The organism is Anaerofustis sp., from assembly GCF_019420015.1.
GTDB lineage: Bacteria > Bacillota > Clostridia > Eubacteriales > Anaerofustaceae > Anaerofustis.
This window is the reverse complement of sequence record NZ_JAHZIA010000007.1, coordinates 14794-35281: the sequence shown is the minus strand read 5'-3', so window position 1 is coordinate 35281 and position 20488 is coordinate 14794. Positions and strand designations below refer to the sequence as shown.

The following is a 20488-nucleotide window of genomic DNA, read 5'->3' as shown; positions in this document are numbered from 1 at the left end:
ACATCATGGCAGATATAATTGTATTAGCACTTGTAATAGGTTATTGTGCTTTCGTTATTATCAACAGACATAAGAAAAATAAAAAAGCAAAAGCATCAGGGGGATGTTGTGGAAGTTGTTGCGGGTGCAGCGGATGTTCGAGCTGTTCAAATCCTTATTATGAAAATATATATAAGTAAAAGAAGGGTAGATTAAAATGGGAAATCCGTCAAATGTTACAAGTTCTATGTTTTGGTTTTTTCTGTTAATTATTTTAATTTATATTGTAGGTGTCTCTCTGTATCAGTTATATTTGTTTATAAAAAACAGGTCTTTGAATAAAAAGGATAGGAAATTTAAAGACGAGCGGTAGGAGGAAGAACAAATGGCAGATATGTTAGTGCTTATAGTTTGTGTTATTTTAATGGTTCTTGCTTTAAAAGGAGCTATAAAGCATTTTAAAGGAGAAAGTTCTTGTTGTGGCAGAGGGTATGAAAAAATTTCAAAAACCGAAGATAAGAAATTGTCAGGCCCGGTTATGGGAAAGAAAACCATTAATATTTCAGGTATGCACTGCGAGCGTTGTGTGGAAAGTTTAACGAATGAAATCAACAAAATAGATGGCGTAAGTGCAAAAGTAAGTTTGAAAAAATCACAGGCTGTAATATCCTATGACAGAGAAATCGATGATAAAGATATTCAAAATGCCGTTGAATCGGCAGGTTTTAAAATTATATAAAGAGTAAAAAATACCGTTTAATACGGTATTTTTTATTTGCTTTAAATTTTTGGTTGATATTTCATATTAATAGCTTGGAGATAGAAATATGCAAAGTATCGGTCAAATTTTATAATTATTGGTTTACATAATATTTACAAAAATTTAATAGTATCTTGATAGTTTGTTTTTTATTTTTTGGTTAAACTTACTGAGCAAGAAAGTAAAAGGAGTAATAAAAATGCTTAAGTTAGAACATATAAAAAAATCTTATGATAATAACGTCATTTTAGAAGATATTAATTTGGAAATAAATGACGGAGAGATAGTTTCTATTTTGGGTCCGTCCGGAAGCGGAAAGACTACACTGTTAAATTTAATACTTGGTTTAACCGATGCAGACAGCGGAATAATCGAGTTTGACGGAAAAGATATTACAAATGTATCTATGGAAAAAAGAGGATTTAACATTGTTTTTCAAGACTATGCTTTATTTCCAAATTTAAATGCTTATGAAAATATAACATACGGACTAAAAAATAATCCTGATATTTCAACAAAAGAAGAGGTAAATGAACTTATACATTTACTTGGGCTGGAAAAACATTTGGATAAAAGAATAGAGCAATTATCAGGTGGGCAAAAACAAAGAGTTGCATTGGCAAGAACTTTGGTTATGAAACCTAAAATACTTCTTTTAGACGAACCTTTGAGTGCTCTTGATGGGGTTATAAAGGAGTCTATAAAAGACAAAATTAAAACAATAGCAAAAGAACTTTATCTTACGACAATCATAGTAACTCATGACCCCGAAGAAGCCTTGACTTTATCAGACAGAGTTTTGATTATAAACGAAGGAAGTATATCACAATATGGGAAACCTGAAGAAATAATACATAATCCTAATAATAATTTTGTAAAAGATTTTATATTAAATCAGCTTGAAATAAAGAGAAATAATATATTTTCTCTGTTCCAATTAAATACGAACATTAACGGAGAGCTTGCATGAGGAAAACAAAAAGCTTAGAGATTAAAATAATATTTTCTGTTATTTTAATTATCTTTGCAGGTTTTCTACTGTTACCATTCTTAAAAATAATAGGTAATGCTTTCATTTCTGAAAGTGGTTTTACTCTGGATTATGTTAAACAAGCCACATCTTCGGCTGATTTTACAACGACACTGAAAAATTCATTTACGGTATCAATCGTCAGTGCCTTAATTGCAACTTTTATAGCTTTTATAATGGCATATTCAATTGAATACACAAACATAAAATCATGGATAAAAAAAGTTATAAAAACAGCTTGTACTCTTCCAATGTTACTTCCTACAGTTACATATGGTTTTGCAATAATATACTCATTTGGTAAACAAGGACTTATTACAAAATTACTTGGCAGGCAAATATTTGATATTTACGGTTTTAATGGGCTTGTTCTTGGCTTTGTAATTTATACCTTACCAATTGCTTTCATGCTAATAAGCAACACCATGAAATATATTGACAGAAAATATATGGTTGTATCACAGGTAATGGGAGATAACGGTTTTAAAACATTTAAAAATACACTTTTAAGACCTTTACTTGGAACCTTGGCAGCTTGTTTTATACAAACTTTCTTTTTAAGTTTTACGGACTTTGGTATTCCTGCTTCCGTTGGAGGGCAGTATTCTGTTATAGCTTCAAGTTTGTATAGTCAAATGCTCGGGGCAATTCCTGATTTTAATAGTGGGGCTGTTATTGCAATAGTAATGCTTATCCCTTCTATCATAAGTATTACGCTTCTAACTTATTTGGAAAAATACAATATAAGATATCAAAAAATATCAAAAATAGAAATAAAGAAAAATAATATAAGAGATATATTATGTGGAGCACTTTCTTCTATTTTTTCTATAATGGTATTTTCTTTATTTCTTGTAATATTTATTATTCCTTTTATAAAGGGATGGCCTTATGATTTATCTTTTACATTTGATAATTTAAAAGAAGCTATTATAGGTCAAAACTTATTACAAGTATATATTAATTCATTGATTGTTGCTGCTTTAACTGCAGTTATAGGTATGATACTTACTTATTCTGCCGCTCTTGTAACAGCAAGAAGTAATTTAAGTAAAAAATTAAAAAATATCATTGAAAATATTTCTTTAATTACAAATACAATTCCGGGAATGGTTCTTGGTATAGCATATCTTCTTATGTTTACGGGAACGAGTCTTCAAAATACATTCCCTCTAATAATTATTTGTAATATAATTCACTATTTTTCAACACCGTATCTAATGTTTAAAAATTCTCTTGGAAAAATGAACAGTTCATGGGAAACAACGGCAATGCTTATGGGAGATAGCTGGATAAAGACAATATTTAGAATTGTTACGCCAAATGCAAAATCTACAATATTTGAAGTATTATCTTATTATTTTGTTAATGCAATGGTAACTATAAGTGCCATAGTATTCCTTGTTGGAACAAAAACAATGGTTATGACAACAAAAATAGTAGAATTACAGCATTTTGCTAAATTTAATGAAATTTTTATCTTATCTTTAATGATAATGATAACAAATATAATCATAAAAATATTATTTCAAAAATTATCAAACAAAAAGGGGAAAATAAATGAAAAAATTAGTTAGTTTATTATTATGTTTATTTTTAGGACTTACTTTATTTACAGGATGTGGAAGTAAAGATGCTTCCGGGAGTGATGAAAAAGTAATTATTTACTCAAACGCAGATGATGAAGCAATTGAAGCTATGTCTAAAATTTTAGACGAAAACGGATATAAAGATAAATATATGTTCCAAACTTTCGGAACAAGCGAACTTGGCGGAAAACTTATTGCTGAGGGAACAAATATTGAAGCCGATATGGTAACAATGTCTTCTTTCTATCTTGACAGTGCACAGGAAAAAAATAAAATGTTTAAGGATTTAACTTTTGATGTAAAAACAAAAGATAAATTTCCATCATTCTATGCTCCTATAACATCTCAAGAAGGTACAATAATAGTTAATACGGATGTATTAAAAGAAAATAATTTACCAATGCCTAAATCTATAAAAGATTTAACAAAAGATATATACAAAGATAATATTTCTGTAACAGACATTCAATCATCTTCAACAGCTTGGTTACTTATTCAAGCAATAATAAGTGAATACGGTGAAGAAGAAGGAGCTGAAGTTCTTACAAAGATATATGAAAATGCAGGCCCTCATATTGAAGATTCAGGATCAGGTCCTATCAAAAAAGTTCGTTCAGGAGAGGTTGCAATAGGGTTCGGGCTTAGACAACAAGCTGTTTCAGATAAAAAAGAAGGTCTTCCAGTAGACTATGTTGACCCAACAGAAGGAAACTTTTCTTTAACAGAATCAGTTGCAGTAATAGATAAAGGAGAAGAAACAAATCCTCTTTGTATGGAAATCGCAGATTGCATTATCAATAAAGGAAGAAGCGAATTAATGAAATATTATCCAAATGCAGTATACGAAGGTGAAACGACAAACAAAGAAAATGCTTCTAAATATCCTAAAGTATTTAAAGAAAAATTATCTGCAGATTTATTAAAGCAACACCAAGAATTCTCAGAAAAATGTAAACAGGAGGCAGCTAAATAAAAAATGGTTAATTATAAATTATTAACACCGGGACCTCTAACAACTACAAAAACGGTCAAAGAGCAAATGCTCTTTGACCATTGTACTTGGGATGACGATTATAAAAAAATAACTATAGATATTATAAATAAATTACTTAAATTAGCACATGTTACAAAAGATGAATACGCTTGTACATTAATGCAGGGAAGCGGTACTTTTGGCGTTGAATCAGTTATTACAAGCAGTGTTGGAGAAGAGGACAAGTTATTGATTCTTGCAAACGGTGCTTATGGAAAAAGAATGTCTGAAATAGCAGAACATAGTAAAATTAATTATGTTATGTATGTTGAAGAATATAATAAAAGACATGATTTAAATAAAATAAAAGAAATACTTGAAAGTGACAGTGATATTACTCATGTTTCAATGGTACACAGCGAAACAACATCAGGAATATTAAATGATATAAAATCAGTTTCAGATGTAGTTAAATCATATGATAAAACATTTATTGTTGATGCAATGAGCAGTTTTGGTGGAATTGATATTCCTGTAAAAGATTATAATATAGATTTTATTATAAGCAGTGCAAATAAATGTATACAAGGTGTTCCGGGATTTTCTTTTATAATTGCTAAAAAAGATGAGCTTTTAAAATGTAAAGATAAAGCAAGAAGTCTTTCTCTTGATTTATATGCACAGTGGGAAACAATGAACAAAGACGGAAAATGGAGATTTACATCGCCTACTCATACTGTTCTAGCTTTTAACAAAGCTTTGGATGAACTTAATGAAGAAGGAGGGATAGAAAAAAGACATCAAAGATATTATAACAATAATCGTCTTTTAATAGAAAAAATGAAGGAACTTGGATTTGATACTTATGTGGATATTGATTATCAATCTCCAATAATAACATCTTTTATTTATCCTAAAGATGCTAAATATACTTTTGAAGAAATGTATAATTTTATAAAACAAAGAGGGTATGCAATATATCCCGGTAAAATTGAAGATATAAACTCTTTTAGAATAGGCAATATAGGAGAAATTTACGAAGAAGATATAATTAAATTATATGAAATATTTAGAGAATTTTTAAAAGGAGTAGAAAATGAGTAATATTAAAGCCGTGATATTCGACTGGGCAGGAACAACAGTAGATTATGGATGTTTTGCACCTGTTCAAACTTTTATAGAAGTATTTAAAGCATATGGTATGAATCCAACAATGGAAGAAACAAGAAAACCAATGGGTATGCTTAAAATAGATCATATAAGAACAATGCTTAATATGGAAAGTTTACGAGAACAGTTTAAAAAACAACATGGAAGAGATTTTAACGAAGATGATGTTCATGTAATGCATGACAGATTTTCAGATATGATATTAAAAGTTTTGGATAAACATTCAGATGTTAAACCATATGTTATTGAAACTGTTAATAAACTAAGAGAAATGGGAATAAAAATAGGTTCTACAACAGGTTACACAGATAAAATGATGGCAATTGTAACAAAGGTTGCAAAAGAGCAAGGGTATGAACCAGATGCTTGGTTTAGTCCTGATTCTACTTTAGGTAAAGGCAGACCTTATCCTTATATGATATATAAAAATATGCAAGAACTTGAAATAGGCTCTGTAAAAGAAGTAATTAAGGTCGGAGATACTGTTTCTGATATAAAAGAAGGGAAAAATGCGGGAATTATTTCTGTTGGTATTATTGAAGGCAGTTCTGAAATGGGACTTACAAAAGAAGAATATGACAGTTTAAGCGAAGAAGAAAGAAATAAAGAAATTAAAAAAGTAACGGATATATATAATAAAGCCGGTGCTGATTATGTAATAAAAGATATTAGCGGAGTTATTGATTTGGTGAATAATCTTTAATATATACTTTACCTCGTATGTATAGATGACAAGTTACTTGTCATCTATTTTTATTTTGTAAATTAGAGTTAATAATACTGGAAAAAGTTAATAAAGATTAATATAATATTTTAAGTACATATCCCAATAAATATCGAAAGGATTTAAAATGAAGGAAGAAAAATTTGTTTCATATATGTTGGATTTAGGGGAGATACTGCTTACTTCCGGAGCAGAGGTAAGCAGAGTAGAGGATACTTTAAGTAGAATAGGAAATGCTTATGCTTTAAAAAAGGTAGATGTTTTTACTATTACCTCTACCATTATTTTGACTGTTAAATTTTCTAATGACAATATTATAACTCAAACAAGAAGAATAAGTAAATATGAAACAAACTTAGAGCAGGTTGAATATGTAAATCAACTTTCAAGAAATATATGTATAAAAAGACCAAATATAACAGAACTTGGCCAGGAAATAGATAATATTAGAAATACGGATCATTATGATAAAAAGCTTATTTTTCTTTCTTATGTTTTTGTATCAGGAGCCTTTTCTGTATTTTTTGGTGGAAATTTGATGGATAGTATTGCCTCCATGATAACCGGGGGTGTAATGTATTTTACTGTTAATTTATTAAATAAATTAAAGATAAATAATTTTGTAACTAATCTTCTTTCTTCTCTTATAACAGCTCTTTGTGCCGTTATTTTAAATAATATAGGAATAGGTGTGAATATAGATAAGATTATTATAGGAAATATAATGCTTCTTATTCCTGGACTTACTCTTACTTCTTCCCTGAGGGATATGATAAACGGAGATATTATTTCTGGACTTTTGGGTGTTTTGGAGTCTATTTTAAAGGCTATAGCCATTGCAATGGGATTTGCTTTTATATTAATTCCTATAGGAGGTTAATATGTTACAGGGAATTATACAGATAATTATGGCGGTTATAGGGTCTCTTGGTTTTGCTATTTTATTTAATATAAAAAGAGATAAACTTTCTATTATAGGTATCGGTTCTGCAATAGGATGGATTTGTTATTTGTTTTTCTTTAGTTTTAACGGAAGTAAAGTTATAACTCTTTTTATAACAACAACTATACTTTCTTTATTTTCAGAAATTTTAGCAAGAAAAATAAAGACTCCGGTTATTGTTATTTTGGTTCCAATATTGATTCCTTTAATTCCGGGAGGAGATTTATATTATACAATGTATAATCTTGTCATAAACAATATGGATATGTTTATATATTATTTTTCTTTGGTTATGAAAGAAGCTGCTGCTATATCTTTTGGAATTATTATTGTTACATCAGTTATGCAAATAATCACCAGAATAAAGAAATATTTTTACTAAATAAAAAAATACCGTAGTATATACGGTATTTTATTTTTTTAAAAGGTAATTGGCAGTATTTTCATCTGTAATAATTTTGTTTACATAACCGTTTATCAATGCAAGATATATTGCAAACATTTTGTTTTCTCCTCCGGCCGCTACGACTTTTGTAGGTATTTTTTTGAATTCTTTGCCGTTTATTCCTATGATTCGGTCAAGTATCTCCAAATTTTCTTCTTTTCCTTCTCGGTTTAAAAATAAGGAAGAAACAATATCACAGCATATATCTCTGTCTTTTAATTCTTTTAAATCCTCATCTTTAAAGTATCCTGATTTATATATGGTCGCATTGTCATCAGCGGGATTTCCAAGAGATGTTATGGCACAGTCGAGTTTTTTGTACATATCAAATACTTCTTTTATAGAACCCTCATTTATTATTATGTCTTTAAATTTTTTATTTTCCACAATAGAAGGAGCTAACAGTACCATTGCTTTGCTTCCGTACTGTTCGCTTATTTTTGCGGTTATTTGATTTGAATGCATATCTATGGATACATTCCCGTAGCCTCCAAGCAAAGAAACAAAGGTTTTTTCTGGATACTTTATATTGCTTTCTATATTTACATTGCTAAGGGTTCTTCCCCACCCTATTCCGATGTTATTGTTATTTTTGACAAGATCGTTTAACACTTCTCCCGCTCCGTCTGCCAATGAGCGGGCAAGTTTAACTTTGTCTTTAAAATAAGGTACTATTTTAAAATCAATATTTTTATATTTATTTTTTAAGGCCTCTTCCAAGTTACTTATAGGTGTAAATTCTTTTATTTTAATTTCGACTATACCTTCGTCTATACATCTTTTTAGAGCTCTGGATATTCCTATTCTTGAAATACCCAATTTATCGCCTATTTGTTTTTGGGTTAGTCCTTCAAGGTAATACATTTTTGCTATTTGAGATAGTGTATTGTTATCAAGCATATTTTTTCTCCTAATTTCAGAAAATGAGTTGACATCTTTAAATTTTTATTATATAATACGGTTGAAATTGAACATATGAGCATATCATTTGTTCATATGAACAAAAAGAATTTTAACATATTATATTACTGATGTCAATAAAATGTAGATAAATTCAGTTATTTTAGGAGGAGAAAAATGGAAGGAAAAATGAAAGCAGGCAGACTTCATGCAATTAATGATATAAGATGTGATGAAGTGGATATTCCGCAAATTAAAGATGACGAAGTTTTACTTAGAGTATACTGCGCAGGTATATGCGGTTCGGATTTAGGAAGAGTATTTTCAACAGGTACATATCATTTTCCTACAACACTTGGTCATGAATTTGGTGGTGAAATCGTAGAAATAGGTAAAGGCGTAAAAGACCTTGACTTAAGAGAAGAGTTAAAAGTTGGTCAAAGAGTCGATGTAAACCCAATGACAGGTTGCGGAAAATGTAAAGATTGTTTAAACGGTAATATCAATCTTTGTGATACATATGGTTATACGGGTTCAAGAAGCGACGGAGGATTCGGTCAGTATGTTGCGGTAAAAGCTACTCAATGCTATGTATGCCCGGATGATTTTAGTTGGGATATGATTTGTCAAATAGACCCTGCGGTTATATCTTTACACGGTGCTTTAAGAGCAGGTATTAAAGTTAACGATGCGGTAGTAGTATTCGGTACGGGTCCTGTTGGATACTATATGGTACAGTGGGCAAATATATGCGGTGCAAGAATGGTAATTGCCGTTGACATCAAAGATGAAAAATTAGACCTTATTAAAAAAGTTGGTGCAACATATACAATCAACTCAATGGGAATGACAAATGAAGAAGTTGTTGCAAAAATTAAAGAATATACAGGAGAAGACGGTCCTGAAGTATGTATAGAAGCTGCCGGTTCTCCTATAACATTTAATCAAGCGCTACAATGTTTGAAAAAACACGGAACATTTACATGTATAGGTACACCTCACGGGGACGTAAATGTACTTGATAAATCTTATGATAAATGTATTTTAAGAAAAGAGCTTACAATAAAAGGTTCTTGGTGTTATAATTTCACACCTGAATACGAAGAATTCTGTGCAACGATTGATGCGGCTAAAAAAGGTCTTCTTGACTTGACATCAATTATTTCACACAGATTTAAAGTAGATGATGTTAAAGATGCATTTGAACTAATAGAAAGAAAAGAATTCTTTAATAAAATCGTAATTACACAAGACGGTTATGAACCGGGAAAATAGTTTTTAATTAAAATTAAAATATAAATAATATTAAGGAGAAAATTAAAATGTTAACAAAATATGAATTAGCAAGAGCGAACGATCACTCTTTATTAAAACCACAATTAACTTATGATGAAGTAAGAAAAGGTATCCAATTCGCTAAAGAATGGAAATGTAGAACTGTATGTGTTACTCCAAGCAGAGTAAAAATGGCTTATGAAATACTTAAGGGATCTGAAACTGCTGTATGTGCATGTGTTGGTTTCCCAAACGGCGCTGAATTAACTGAGTCAAAAGTTGCAGATACTCAAAGAGTATATAACATGGGTGCTACAGAAGTTGACATCGTATTAAATGTTTCAGCTTTAAAATCAGGAGATTATGATACAGTTTATAATGATGTATACGAAGTAGTAAACGCTTCTCCTGCTAACATTAAAGTTATCTTGGAAAACTGCTTACTTACAAAAGAAGAAATCGCTAAAGCTTCAAGAATTTGTTCTGACGCAGGCGCAGGTTTTGTTAAAACATCAACAGGATTCTCTTCAGGCGGCGCAACACTTGAAGATGTAGCTATAATGAAAGAAAATATTGATACTACAAGAGTACAAATAAAAGCTGCAGGCGGTATTGCTACAGTAGCAGACGCAGAAGCATTCTTGAAAGCCGGTTGTTCAAGACTTGGTATTTCAAAAACACAAGCTATGTTTGATGAAATTGATGCAGCAAGCAAATAATAATTTTAAGGTTATACTTTGTTAAAATAAAAAGAAGAGATAAAATCTCTTCTTTTTTTATTATCCGTTTTGTTTTCCGATTAAATAACTTAATTAAAAATACTCGTAAATTGTTTTATTAAATTCAGAAATTAAAAAACCGATAATATGCCATACTGCAATTTACTTAAATCCAATTTCCAAATCATCAAAAATTTCGTCGTTAAAGAAATCTTTAATGCTGATTTCCAGGCAATCACAAATCATTTTTATTGTTTTAAAGCTTGGATTTTTGCACTTCCCATCAAACATACTGTATAATGTTGTCGGTGGAATTCCTGCCATGTTTGCTAAGCTGTTGACAGAGTATCCTCTCTCTTCGCCAAGACTTATAATTCTTCTGTTCAATGCGTCTCTTAGCTGCATTTTTTACCTCCTTTTTTATTTTGTGCAGATAAAAGTAGTATAAAGTAGTATTAAAAATCAAAAAAAATATTTTTATAAATTATTGATTATTTAAAATAATATTTCAATTAACATAATACTATTTCTAAATTAAACTACCAATATATTTTATCTTAAATTGAAGGAATATAAAAGTAATCTATAACTACTTTATATTGACTTTTCCAATATATTTTACTATAATAGATTTGAACAATCTTCAGGGGTGGGTGAAATTCCCTACCGGCAGTTAAAGTCTGCGAGCGAAAGCTGAAAAGGTGAAATTCCTTTACCGACGGTAAAGTCCGGATGAGAGAGGATACATAAAGTATTTTTTTGGTAATTTCCTGAAGGGAGATTACTATTTTTTTATGTATACCTTAAATTTAAGGAGGTATAAAAAAATGAAAGACACTAGAAGACTTGTAACACTTTCAATGCTTATAGCATTATCAATTGTACTTATGCTTATCGTAAGATTTCCTATTATGCCATCGGCTGCATGGCTTGAATATGAGCCTATGGATATTCCGCTTCTTATTGCGGGTTTACAGTTTGGACCTGTGGTTGGGATTATTGCCGTAGTAATTTCGAGTTGTATTCAGGCGATGACCGTGAGTGCCATGAACGGATGGGTGGGAGCTCTTATGCATATAATATCAAGCAGTGCTCTTGTCGGTGTTACCGCATATGTGTATGGTAAAAACAAAACAAAAAAAGGAGCCATGATAGGATTGATACTTGGTGCATTATCTATGGTATTGATAATGATTCCGGCTAATTTGATTATTACAACTAACTTTTACGGAATGCCCCTTGAAGCCGTTAAAGCATCTCTTCCTGTTGCTGTTATTCCTTTTAATTTGCTTAAAGCCGGTATTAACTGTTTGGTTACATTTATTATATATAAGCCTATCAGTAACTTTATACATAAAGAGCCTGATAGAAAAAGTGTAAAAGTTACCAAATAGTTTTTATAAATCTTTACTTAATGAATCCATTGCCTCTCTTTTGAGAGGCTCTTTTATTTTCCTTTATAAGATTTCTTATAAAGAAAAAACCTTTCAAGTTGAAAGGTTTTTTGATTTTTCATTATTCTTCTGTTTCTTCAGCAAGCTCTTTTAGCTTTTCTTCATATGCTTCCAAAACTTTATTTTGTATTTCGACTCTGGTTTCAAGGTTTATTGGATGCGCAATATCTTTGAATTCTCCGTTAGGCATTTTTCTGCTAGGCATAGCTATAAATACCCCGTTGTCTCCCTCAATTATTTTGATGTCATGAATAACGAACTGATCATCAAAAGTAACAGATACAATCGCTTTCATCTTTCCTTCATCATATGTCTTCCTTACCCTAATGTCTGTGATTTGCATTTGTATTTCCTCCCTTTGCTTCTGTTAATTTTATTATACATCATAAATTAAATAATTGCAATAACGATTACATACCGATGAATAAAGGGCTTATATAAAGTTATATATGTAATAAAATTTTATATAAAGGCATATAATTTTATATGTACAAATATGATTTAAATATATATTGTAAAATACATGAAAAAATAGTAAAATAGATATAATATTGAGTTTTTACTAAATAACGGCGGTGAATAATTTATGAATATAGATTTAGAAAATATTAAAAAGATTTATTTTATAGGTATTGGCGGTACAAGTATGTCAGGACTTGCGCTTATGTCAAAAATAAACGGAAAAGAAGTGTTGGGCTCTGATATGAGACCATGTGTGTATACGGATAAGCTGGAAAAAAACGGTATCAAGGTTATTATCGGTCATAATAAAGATAATATTACAGATGATATTGATTTAATAGTATATTCGGCAGCAATAAGAGAAAACAATCCCGAAAGAGTAGAGGGTAAAAATAAGGGGATTCTAGAGATAGAACGTTCTATATTTTTAGGACTTATAAGCAGATATTATAAAAGAACCATTGCGGTAAGCGGTACGCATGGAAAAACGACTACATCTTCTTTAATGTCATTGGTATTTTTAAATGCTAATCTTGATCCTTCTATATCCATAGGAGGAACTCTTAAAAAGATAAATGGTAATTCAAGAGTTGGAGACAGTGAATATTTTGTTATAGAAGCTTGTGAATTTGTGGACAGTTTTCTTCATTCAAGACATTTTGTCGGAACAATCCAAAATATAGAAAGAGACCATCTCGATTATTTTACCGGAGGATTATCGCAGATAAAAGAATCATTCAGAAAATTTGCCGAGATAACACCGAAGGACGGTTTGCTTGTAATTAACGGAGACGATAAAAATATTCTCGATATTATTGATGGGCTTGAGTGTAACATTATAAAGGTAGGATTAAAAGACGATAATGATTTTGTTGCGAAAAATATAGAATATAATGAACTTGGAAAACCTAGCTTTGATATATATAAGAACGGAGAATTTTACTATCATTTCGAATTGAATATTCCGGGAGAACACAACGTTCTTAATGCTTTAAGCGTAATTGCAGTGGCAGATTTCTTTATGATAGATAAAGAAGTGGTAAATGCAAGCTTTAAAGAATTTACCGGTGCAAAAAGAAGATTTGAAAAAAGAGGTGTAATCAACGATATTACGGTAATAGAAGATTATGCTCACCATCCTACCGAATTAAAGGTAACAATTGATGCTTGTAAGAATTATCAACACAATAAGCTGTTTGTTATATTCCAACCTCATACTTATTCCAGAACATTTCTTTTGTTTGATGAATTTGTTGATGCAATGCAAGGTGCGGACGAACTAATTCTTAATGATATATATTCTGACAGAGAAGATAATGAATGGAATATATATTCTGAAGATATAGCAAAGAAGGTTGTTGAAAAATACAATATACCTTCTAAAGTTATAAGCGAGTTTGATGATATAAGAGACTATATTGTAGAAAATGCGAAAGCGGGCGATTTTGTTTTAGTTGCCGGAAGTCAGTCTATTAATAAAGTTGCTTATGATATAGTAGATAAATTAAAAGAGATATATGAGTAAGATGTACATTTATGTACATCTTTTTATTTTTATAAAACTTTATATATTTTAAAGCAAATGTGCAAATTTACAAAAACGTTATCATATGATAAACTAGTGTTAACCAATAATTTTATAATATGATAATTTGGGGTTATGGATTAGCAGAATATAATATACGTTGTCGGGGATTATTATTTTATTAAATATAAAGGAGATAAATAAAATGTTGTATGAAAGTAAAGGCATGGAAGAAAAAGCATTGCTGGAAACTGCAGCAAAGATGTGTGCGGCAGCGAGAACAGCTCCTAAGACAAAAGGTGTAGATAATATTGTCACTTATGTGTTGACAGGGAATGAAAAAGATGCACTTGCGGATAAAATGGAAGAAGTGTACTTTAGGGAATTTGGCGAAAAAGAAGGGCATTATGTCAGAGATGGGAAAAATTTGAGAAATTCCGGTGCAGTTGTGCTTATAGGTGTGAAAAAAGCCTATACGGGTCTTAAGCATTGTTCTTTTTGTGGGTTTGAAAATTGCGGAGCAAATAAAACGGCAGGTGGCAGATGTGCATTTAACACTATTGATTTGGGAATTGCGATAGGCTCTGCCGTTTCTGTGGCTGCGGATAACAGAGTTGACAGTAGAGTGATGTTTTCTATAGGCAAGGTATTTTCTGAAATGGAATATGTGGACGATAAAGATATTATTTGGGAAGGTATTCCTATAAGTATAAGTGGTAAAAGTCCATATTTTGACAGAGTGAAAAAATAGTTATAAAGGATTTTATTGAAATATCATGAATTCATTGATATAAGAGGAATAAAATATGGAAATAAAAGAAATAAATAATATTTATTTTAGCCCTACATATTCTACTGAGAAGGTCGTTCAAATTGTTGGCAATGTGTTGTCTGATAAGTCTACAAACATAGACTTGACGGTTAGGCAGAGAGATTATTCGAATTATGAGTTTAATCAAGATGAAATATGTATTGTAGGAGTACCGTCTTTCGGGGGACGGGTTCCAAGGGATGCAAGTGAACGATTGAAGAAAATAAAAGGTAATAATACACTTGCCGTCATTGTGGTAACATACGGAAACAGAGCTTATGAGGATACCCTTTTAGAACTTAAAAATATACTTAAGGATAGTGGGTTTATCTGTATTGCCGCTATCGGCGTTGTTTGTGAGCACTCTATAGTAAGTAGTTATGCAAAGGGGCGACCTGATTACAGTGACATTAAAACATTAGAGAATTATGCTTTGCAAATAAGATCGGTCATAGAAAATGACTCAATACGTGAAGTTTGTGTTCCAGGTAATATTTCTTATAAGAAATACGGTACTGTTCCGATAGTACCCGATGTGAATGAGAGTTGTACTTCTTGCGGATATTGTGCAAGGGTTTGTCCTGTCGGAGCTATACCTATGGACAACCCAAGCAGTACAGATAATAAAAAATGTATATCCTGTATGAGGTGTATAAAATTATGTAGTAGCAATGCGCGCTATTTGGATGAAAAGTTAATTATTTCTTTAAAGCATAAATTAAAGGAAGTATGCTCAGTAAGAAAAGAAAACGAATTATTTCTATAATTAAAAAAGACTTTTTAAAAGTCTTTTTTATTTTAAATGAAGCAAAGTTTTTTTCTTTTCGACTTATATTATTACCTATAATTGTCAATAATACAGAAAATAAATATCAAGAGGTATAATATGAATTCATTTTGGAAAAATACGGTTGTTCTTTCCGACTATGAGAGTTTGAATAAAAATGTTAATGTGGATGTCGCGATAATAGGAGGAGGCATATCGGGGATTTTAACGGCTTATAAATTAAAAGAAGAAGGGCTCAATCCTGTTATTTTTGAATCCGGTAAAATTTGTGGTGGTACCAGCGGATTTACTACCGGTAAAATATCTTTGGCGCATGGGCTTATATATGCGCAGTTATTAAATGACTTTGGAATAGAAAAGGCAAGAGAATATGCAAGAAGTTGTGAGAAAGGTATAGAAGACTATAAAAAAATGATAGAATCAAATCATATTGATTGTGATTTTGAGCAGTGTAGTGCTTATTTATATTCAACTGTAAGTGAAGATATTTTGGTAGATGAGTATGATGCGTTGATTGAATGTGGAATTGATTGTAAGTATTTATCATCTGATAAGCTTCCGCGAGGATTTAAAGGAGCAATAAAATACAATAAGCAGGGAAAGTTCAATCCGTTAAAATTCATTAATCACATTTTGAAGGATTTGACAATATATGAAAATACACGTATAGAAACAATAAAAGAAAAAAGAAAAATACTGTTGACCAATAAAGGATTTAAAATTAAAGCAAATAAAATAGTATTTGCCTGTGGATTTCCTTTTTTGAATTTTCCCGGATTTTATTTTATGCGCATGCATCAAGAAAGGTCTTATTTTTTGGTGTTAGAAAATAATGATATATTGAAAGATATTTATTTTGATATAGATAACGGATACTCTTTTCGTCAGTATGAAAAATACTTATTATTTGGAGGAGCAAAGCATAGGTGCGGTGAAAATAGCGAGGGAGGTCAATATAATCTTTTAAGAGATAAGATAAAAGAGTTTTATAAGCATTCAAAGGAAATATATCATTATTCTTCTCAAGATTGTATGAGCATAGATAAGGTTCCTTATATAGGTCAGTTATCAAAAGGATTGAAGGATATTTATGTTTTAACCGGATTTAATAAATGGGGATTAACTCACGCTATGTACGGAAGTGAAGTTATAAAGGATATGATAACAAAAAATTTAAATAACGATAAAAGTATATTTTCGCCGGAAAGATTTGATACAAAAGATATAAGTAAATCGGTTATAAAAGAAGGACCTCATGTTATAAAAGGAATAGGCAGAGAGTATTTTAATTTACCTGATACTGAATTGCATGAATTGTCTTTAGGACATGGAGGTATAGTTGAGTATAATGGGGAAAAGATAGGCGTATATAAAGATACTGACGGAAGCTGCTATATGGTATCTGTAAAATGCCCGCATCTTGGATGTGAGCTTGTGTGGAATCCCGATGAAAAAAGCTGGGATTGTCCTTGTCATGGTTCAAGATTCGATTATAAAGGCAATGTAATAACCGGCCCTAGTGTTTATAAGTTGGATTTCGTAAAACGATAAAAATTTAATGTTTTAATTACTATGTATTATAAAAATAAAAGGACCTTTAGGTCCTTTTATTTTTAGTATCTTATACTTAGATTGTTATCTTTTATATCGACGGTTAATGTTGTTCCGCTTTCAAAGTTGTTTGCGAGTATTGCTTTTGCAATCAATGTTTCGACTTTGCTTTGAATAAATCTTTTTAAAGGTCTAGCTCCGAATATAGGATCATAACCGTTATCTATAATAAAGTCTTTTGCTGTATCGGTTACTTCTAGGTGTAAGAATTTGTCTTCAAGCCTTTTCTTTAAGCTTTCAAGCATTAAATCTACTATTTGAGATATTTCTTCTTTTTTAAGTGGTTTGTATATAACTATTTCATCAAGCCTGTTTAAAAATTCTGGTCTGAAATGTGTTTTTAACAGTTTATCTATATTGTCTTTGGTTTCTTCCGTAATATCTCCGTACTTTTCAGTGCTTTCAAGAAGATACTCACTTCCCAAATTTGAAGTAAGAATAATTATTGTATTTTTAAAATCTATTGTTCTTCCTTGTGAATCCGTTACTCTTCCGTCATCAAGTATCTGGAGGAGAATGTTAAATACGTCAGGGTGTGCTTTTTCTATTTCATCAAACAATACGACACTGTAGGGATTTCTTCTTACCGCTTCAGTAAGTTGTCCTCCTTCATCATATCCGACATATCCAGGAGGAGCTCCTATAAGTCTTGATACACTGAATTTTTCCATGTACTCGCTCATATCTATACGGATTATATTTTGTTCATTATCAAAGAGTGTGTAGGCAAGAGTTTTTGCAAGCTCTGTTTTTCCGACCCCGGTAGGTCCTAAAAATAGGAAAGAACCTATCGGTTTTGAAGGGTCTTGTATTCCTGCCCTTGATCTTATTATCGCATCGCTTACAAGTCTTACAGCTTCATCTTGTCCTATTACTCTCTTGTGGAGAGTATCTTCCAAATGAAGAAGTTTTTCTCTTTCTCCTTCTACAAGTTTGGATACAGGGATATGTGTCCATTTTGAAACTATCTTTGCTATTTCTTCGTCTGATACTTTGTCTCTTAACAGTGTTGAATGTTTTTCCTTTGACTTTTCTTCTTCTGCTTTAAGTTCCTTTTGCAGTTCCGGTAATTTCCCGTACTTAAGTTCTGCGGCTTTATTGAGGTTATTGACTCTTTGCGCCTGTTCTATTTCTATATTCACTTTATCTATTTCTTCTCTTAGCTTTTGCGCTTTGCCTATATTATCTTTTTCTTTAAGCCATTTTGCTTTCATTTCATTGAATTTGCTTGTAAGTTCGGCAATTTCTTTATTGATTTCACTTAGGCGTTTTTTGGAAAGTTCGTCTTTTTCTTTTTTTAGCGCAGTTGCTTCGATTTGATATTGCATTATTTTTCTGTTGACTTCATCGAGTTCTGTAGGCATTGAATCCATTTCTGTTTTAATTAATGCACAAGCTTCGTCGATTAAGTCAATTGCCTTGTCAGGAAGAAATCTATCTGTTATATATCTGTTGGAAAGGACTGCTGCTGATACCAATGCCTGGTCGGTTATCTTTACTCCGTGATAAATTTCGTATCTTTCTTTGAGTCCTCTTAAAATCGCAATGGTATCTTCAACGGTAGGTTCTCCTACCATAACAGGTTGGAATCTTCTTTCCAGTGCAGCGTCTTTTTCTATATATTCTCTGTATTCGTTCAGTGTTGTTGCTCCGATACAGTGTAGTTCTCCTCTTGCAAGCAGTGGTTTTAACAGATTTCCGGCATCCATTGCTCCGTCGGTTTTACCTGCGCCTACAATGGTGTGGAGTTCATCTATAAACAGAATTATTTTACCTTCGCTTTTTTTGATTTCATCAAGTACCGCTTTTATTCTTTCTTCGAATTCTCCTCTGAATTTTGCACCTGCTACCAATGCTCCCATATCAAGAGAGAATATGCTCCTGTCTTTTAGGTTGTTTGGAACGTCCCCTCTTACTATTCTGAGAGCCAATCCTTCGGCTATGGCTGTTTTCCCGACTCCCGGTTCTCCTATTAAGACAGGGTTATTTTTTGTTTTTCTCGATAATATTCTTATTACATTTCTTATTTCGTCATCTCGTCCGATAACCGGATCAAGTTTATTTTTCTTTGCAAGTTCTACCAAATCAGAACCGTATTTTTCTAAAACATTATAAGTATTTTCAGGATTTTGATTTGTCACTGTTCTTCCTCCTCTCACTAAAGATAAATTTTTTGTAAAGTTGTTTTTATCTATTTTATATTTTCTGAATAAATCATTTATATAGCTTCCGCCTTCGCTGAATAGTGATAAAAATAAATGTTCAACGGAAACATATTCATCTTTCATATTTTTTGCTATTTGTTCCGATAAATTTATTGCCCTATTTAAATTGTTGCTGGCGTAAAGACTATTCACATCTATTGAATTGACTTTTGGAAAAGAATCTATTTTCCTTTTTGCTTCCGTTTTTAAACTTTCTACATTTACTTGCATTTTAGAAAGCAGTTCCCCTATAAGCCCACCGGTGTCATCCAAAAGAGCATATAAAAGATGTTCTGTTTCCATAACGGAATTTTTATTGTTCAGTGCCATGTTTTGGGCATTTTGTATTGCTAAAAGAGATTTTTCGGTATAATCATTTGCATTCATAAGTTTTATCCTCCTTTAAGTTAAATAATTGCATGTACTTTTTGCATTAAAGTAATGTATTCTTTTTCTGCATCTTGGCATGCATCTTGTGTATAAGGCAGTTCGCTTAAAAATACTTTAAGCACACTGTCGAATACTTTTATATATTCTCCGATTAATACTCCAAGATCAACCTTGTCAACTCCTCTTTCTTTCGGTAAAACAAATTGTCTTGTATATTTTTTTTCTTCTATTTTGTAACATAAATTTTCCTCCAAAATTCCTCTTATATATTTTTCTTCCAGTTGGGCGTAAAATTTGAGAAATTGATTCATATCTCTGATTAAAGATTGATTTGTTGTTCTCAGTGTAACCTTTAATTCGCCAAAAGAGTATTTTGAATTGTCGTATAACTCCACCCCATACTTTATCGTAGGTCTGTATTTGTATCTTAACGAGCTAGTTATATTCATAAAGTAAGGAGACGGATTTGCCAAAACCTGAAAAGTATTCATTTCTTTAAACATATTTTCCAAAGAAGAAAAAATTCCTTCTACCTGTTTTTGAGGTGTTGTGTATGATACATAATCCGCCAAAATTTGATTGATGAGATTTGATCTGCTTGTTCCCATTTGATAAGCTTCTTCATCTATCTTTTCAACAACCTCGTCCATAAGTACTAAACTATATACACTTTTTCCCATTTTTCCTCTGCCTTTCCTTTATTTTGAATGAATTATATACCCAATTATATAATTTGT

At 31.2% G+C, this 20488-nt stretch carries 21 protein-coding genes and 1 riboswitch; of the genes, 16 read left to right on the top strand and 5 right to left on the bottom strand.

What is annotated here, in order from left to right; translation table 11 throughout:
* The first annotated feature begins 5 nt into the window (after positions 1 to 5).
* The 9 genes from QZ357_RS01025 to QZ357_RS00985 all read left to right on the top strand — a co-directional run bounded on the left by QZ357_RS01025 (position 6) and on the right by QZ357_RS00985 (position 7550).
* Positions 6 to 179: a FeoB-associated Cys-rich membrane protein gene (locus QZ357_RS01025; protein ID WP_290770846.1), complete on the top strand. Its 174-nt coding sequence runs from the start codon at positions 6 to 8 to the stop codon at positions 177 to 179.
* Positions 180 to 364: 185 nt separating this feature from the next.
* Positions 365 to 718 carry a heavy metal-associated domain-containing protein gene (locus QZ357_RS01020; RefSeq protein WP_290770844.1) on the top strand — a complete coding sequence of 118 codons (354 nt, stop codon included), beginning with the start codon at positions 365 to 367 and terminating at the stop codon, positions 716 to 718.
* Positions 719 to 938: 220 nt separating this feature from the next.
* Positions 939 to 1709 carry an ABC transporter ATP-binding protein gene (locus tag QZ357_RS01015; protein ID WP_290770842.1) on the top strand — a complete coding sequence of 257 codons (771 nt, stop codon included), beginning with the start codon at positions 939 to 941 and terminating at the stop codon, positions 1707 to 1709.
* Complete coding sequence (locus QZ357_RS01010; RefSeq protein WP_290770840.1) at positions 1706 to 3346, top strand: ABC transporter permease subunit; 1641 nt, start codon at positions 1706 to 1708, stop codon at positions 3344 to 3346. Before QZ357_RS01015 ends, QZ357_RS01010 begins: the two co-directional genes overlap by 4 nt.
* Positions 3330 to 4331 (top strand): extracellular solute-binding protein, encoded by a 1002-nt coding sequence (locus tag QZ357_RS01005; RefSeq protein WP_290770838.1) that lies wholly within the window; start codon positions 3330 to 3332, stop codon positions 4329 to 4331. The genes QZ357_RS01010 and QZ357_RS01005 overlap by 17 nt, the downstream gene beginning before the upstream one ends.
* Positions 4332 to 4334: 3 nt before the next feature.
* Positions 4335 to 5435 carry a 2-aminoethylphosphonate--pyruvate transaminase gene (phnW, locus tag QZ357_RS01000; protein WP_290770836.1) on the top strand — a complete coding sequence of 367 codons (1101 nt, stop codon included), beginning with the start codon at positions 4335 to 4337 and terminating at the stop codon, positions 5433 to 5435.
* A complete protein-coding gene (phnX, locus tag QZ357_RS00995) occupies positions 5428 to 6204 on the top strand; it encodes a phosphonoacetaldehyde hydrolase (RefSeq protein ID WP_290770834.1) in 777 nt (258 codons plus the stop codon). The genes phnW and phnX overlap by 8 nt, the downstream gene beginning before the upstream one ends.
* Positions 6205 to 6352: 148 nt before the next feature.
* Positions 6353 to 7105 (top strand): threonine/serine exporter ThrE family protein, encoded by a 753-nt coding sequence (locus tag QZ357_RS00990; RefSeq protein ID WP_290770833.1) that lies wholly within the window; start codon positions 6353 to 6355, stop codon positions 7103 to 7105.
* A 1-nt stretch (position 7106) separates the two neighbouring features.
* Positions 7107 to 7550, top strand: coding sequence for a threonine/serine exporter family protein (locus tag QZ357_RS00985; protein ID WP_290770831.1), 444 nt, complete (start codon positions 7107 to 7109; stop codon positions 7548 to 7550).
* Positions 7551 to 7580: 30 nt separating this feature from the next.
* Here QZ357_RS00985 and QZ357_RS00980 read toward each other — a convergent pair whose 3' ends face one another.
* Complete coding sequence (locus QZ357_RS00980; protein WP_290770829.1) at positions 7581 to 8513, bottom strand: sugar-binding transcriptional regulator; 933 nt, start codon at positions 8511 to 8513, stop codon at positions 7581 to 7583.
* A gap of 177 nt (positions 8514 to 8690) precedes the next feature.
* Between QZ357_RS00980 and QZ357_RS00975 the strand changes: the two genes are divergently transcribed.
* Positions 8691 to 9788 carry a galactitol-1-phosphate 5-dehydrogenase gene (locus tag QZ357_RS00975; RefSeq protein ID WP_290770827.1) on the top strand — a complete coding sequence of 366 codons (1098 nt, stop codon included), beginning with the start codon at positions 8691 to 8693 and terminating at the stop codon, positions 9786 to 9788.
* Positions 9789 to 9835: 47 nt separating this feature from the next.
* Positions 9836 to 10507 carry a deoxyribose-phosphate aldolase gene (gene deoC, locus QZ357_RS00970; RefSeq protein ID WP_290770825.1) on the top strand — a complete coding sequence of 224 codons (672 nt, stop codon included), beginning with the start codon at positions 9836 to 9838 and terminating at the stop codon, positions 10505 to 10507.
* A 162-nt stretch (positions 10508 to 10669) separates the two neighbouring features.
* Here the strand turns inward: deoC and QZ357_RS00965 are convergent, their stop codons facing one another.
* The gene (locus tag QZ357_RS00965) at positions 10670 to 10912 is read right to left on the bottom strand and encodes a helix-turn-helix transcriptional regulator (RefSeq protein ID WP_290770823.1); all 243 of its coding nucleotides are present in this window, start codon (positions 10910 to 10912) and stop codon (positions 10670 to 10672) included.
* Positions 10913 to 11142: 230 nt separating this feature from the next.
* Positions 11143 to 11255, top strand: a riboswitch (FMN riboswitch).
* 79 nt (positions 11256 to 11334) lie between these two features.
* Here QZ357_RS00965 and QZ357_RS00960 point away from each other — a divergent pair.
* A complete protein-coding gene (locus tag QZ357_RS00960) occupies positions 11335 to 11901 on the top strand; it encodes an ECF transporter S component (RefSeq protein ID WP_290770821.1) in 567 nt (188 codons plus the stop codon).
* A gap of 121 nt (positions 11902 to 12022) precedes the next feature.
* Here the strand turns inward: QZ357_RS00960 and spoVG are convergent, their stop codons facing one another.
* Complete coding sequence (gene spoVG, locus QZ357_RS00955; protein WP_290770819.1) at positions 12023 to 12304, bottom strand: septation regulator SpoVG; 282 nt, start codon at positions 12302 to 12304, stop codon at positions 12023 to 12025.
* Between the two features lie 243 nt (positions 12305 to 12547).
* On the opposite strand from spoVG, the gene murC reads away from it, so the two are divergent.
* The 4 genes from murC (at position 12548) to QZ357_RS00935 (ending at position 17097) form a co-directional block, all read left to right on the top strand.
* Entirely contained in the window at positions 12548 to 13948 is a 1401-nt protein-coding gene (gene murC, locus QZ357_RS00950) for a UDP-N-acetylmuramate--L-alanine ligase (RefSeq protein WP_290770817.1), read from the top strand.
* Between the two features lie 205 nt (positions 13949 to 14153).
* Complete coding sequence (locus QZ357_RS00945; RefSeq protein WP_290770814.1) at positions 14154 to 14699, top strand: ferredoxin domain-containing protein; 546 nt, start codon at positions 14154 to 14156, stop codon at positions 14697 to 14699.
* A gap of 55 nt (positions 14700 to 14754) precedes the next feature.
* Positions 14755 to 15525 (top strand): 4Fe-4S binding protein, encoded by a 771-nt coding sequence (locus QZ357_RS00940; protein WP_290770812.1) that lies wholly within the window; start codon positions 14755 to 14757, stop codon positions 15523 to 15525.
* A gap of 120 nt (positions 15526 to 15645) precedes the next feature.
* On the top strand, positions 15646 to 17097 hold the full coding sequence (locus tag QZ357_RS00935; RefSeq protein WP_290770810.1) for an FAD-dependent oxidoreductase: 1452 nt from the start codon (positions 15646 to 15648) through the stop codon (positions 17095 to 17097).
* A gap of 62 nt (positions 17098 to 17159) precedes the next feature.
* On the opposite strand, the gene clpB is transcribed toward QZ357_RS00935, so the two are convergent.
* The gene (clpB, locus tag QZ357_RS00930; RefSeq protein ID WP_290770808.1) at positions 17160 to 19748 is read right to left on the bottom strand and encodes an ATP-dependent chaperone ClpB; all 2589 of its coding nucleotides are present in this window, start codon (positions 19746 to 19748) and stop codon (positions 17160 to 17162) included.
* Between the two features lie 20 nt (positions 19749 to 19768).
* Positions 19769 to 20431, bottom strand: a complete 663-nt coding sequence (locus tag QZ357_RS00925; protein WP_290770806.1) for a CopG family transcriptional regulator — start codon at positions 20429 to 20431, stop codon at positions 19769 to 19771.
* Positions 20432 to 20488 lie beyond the last annotated feature (57 nt).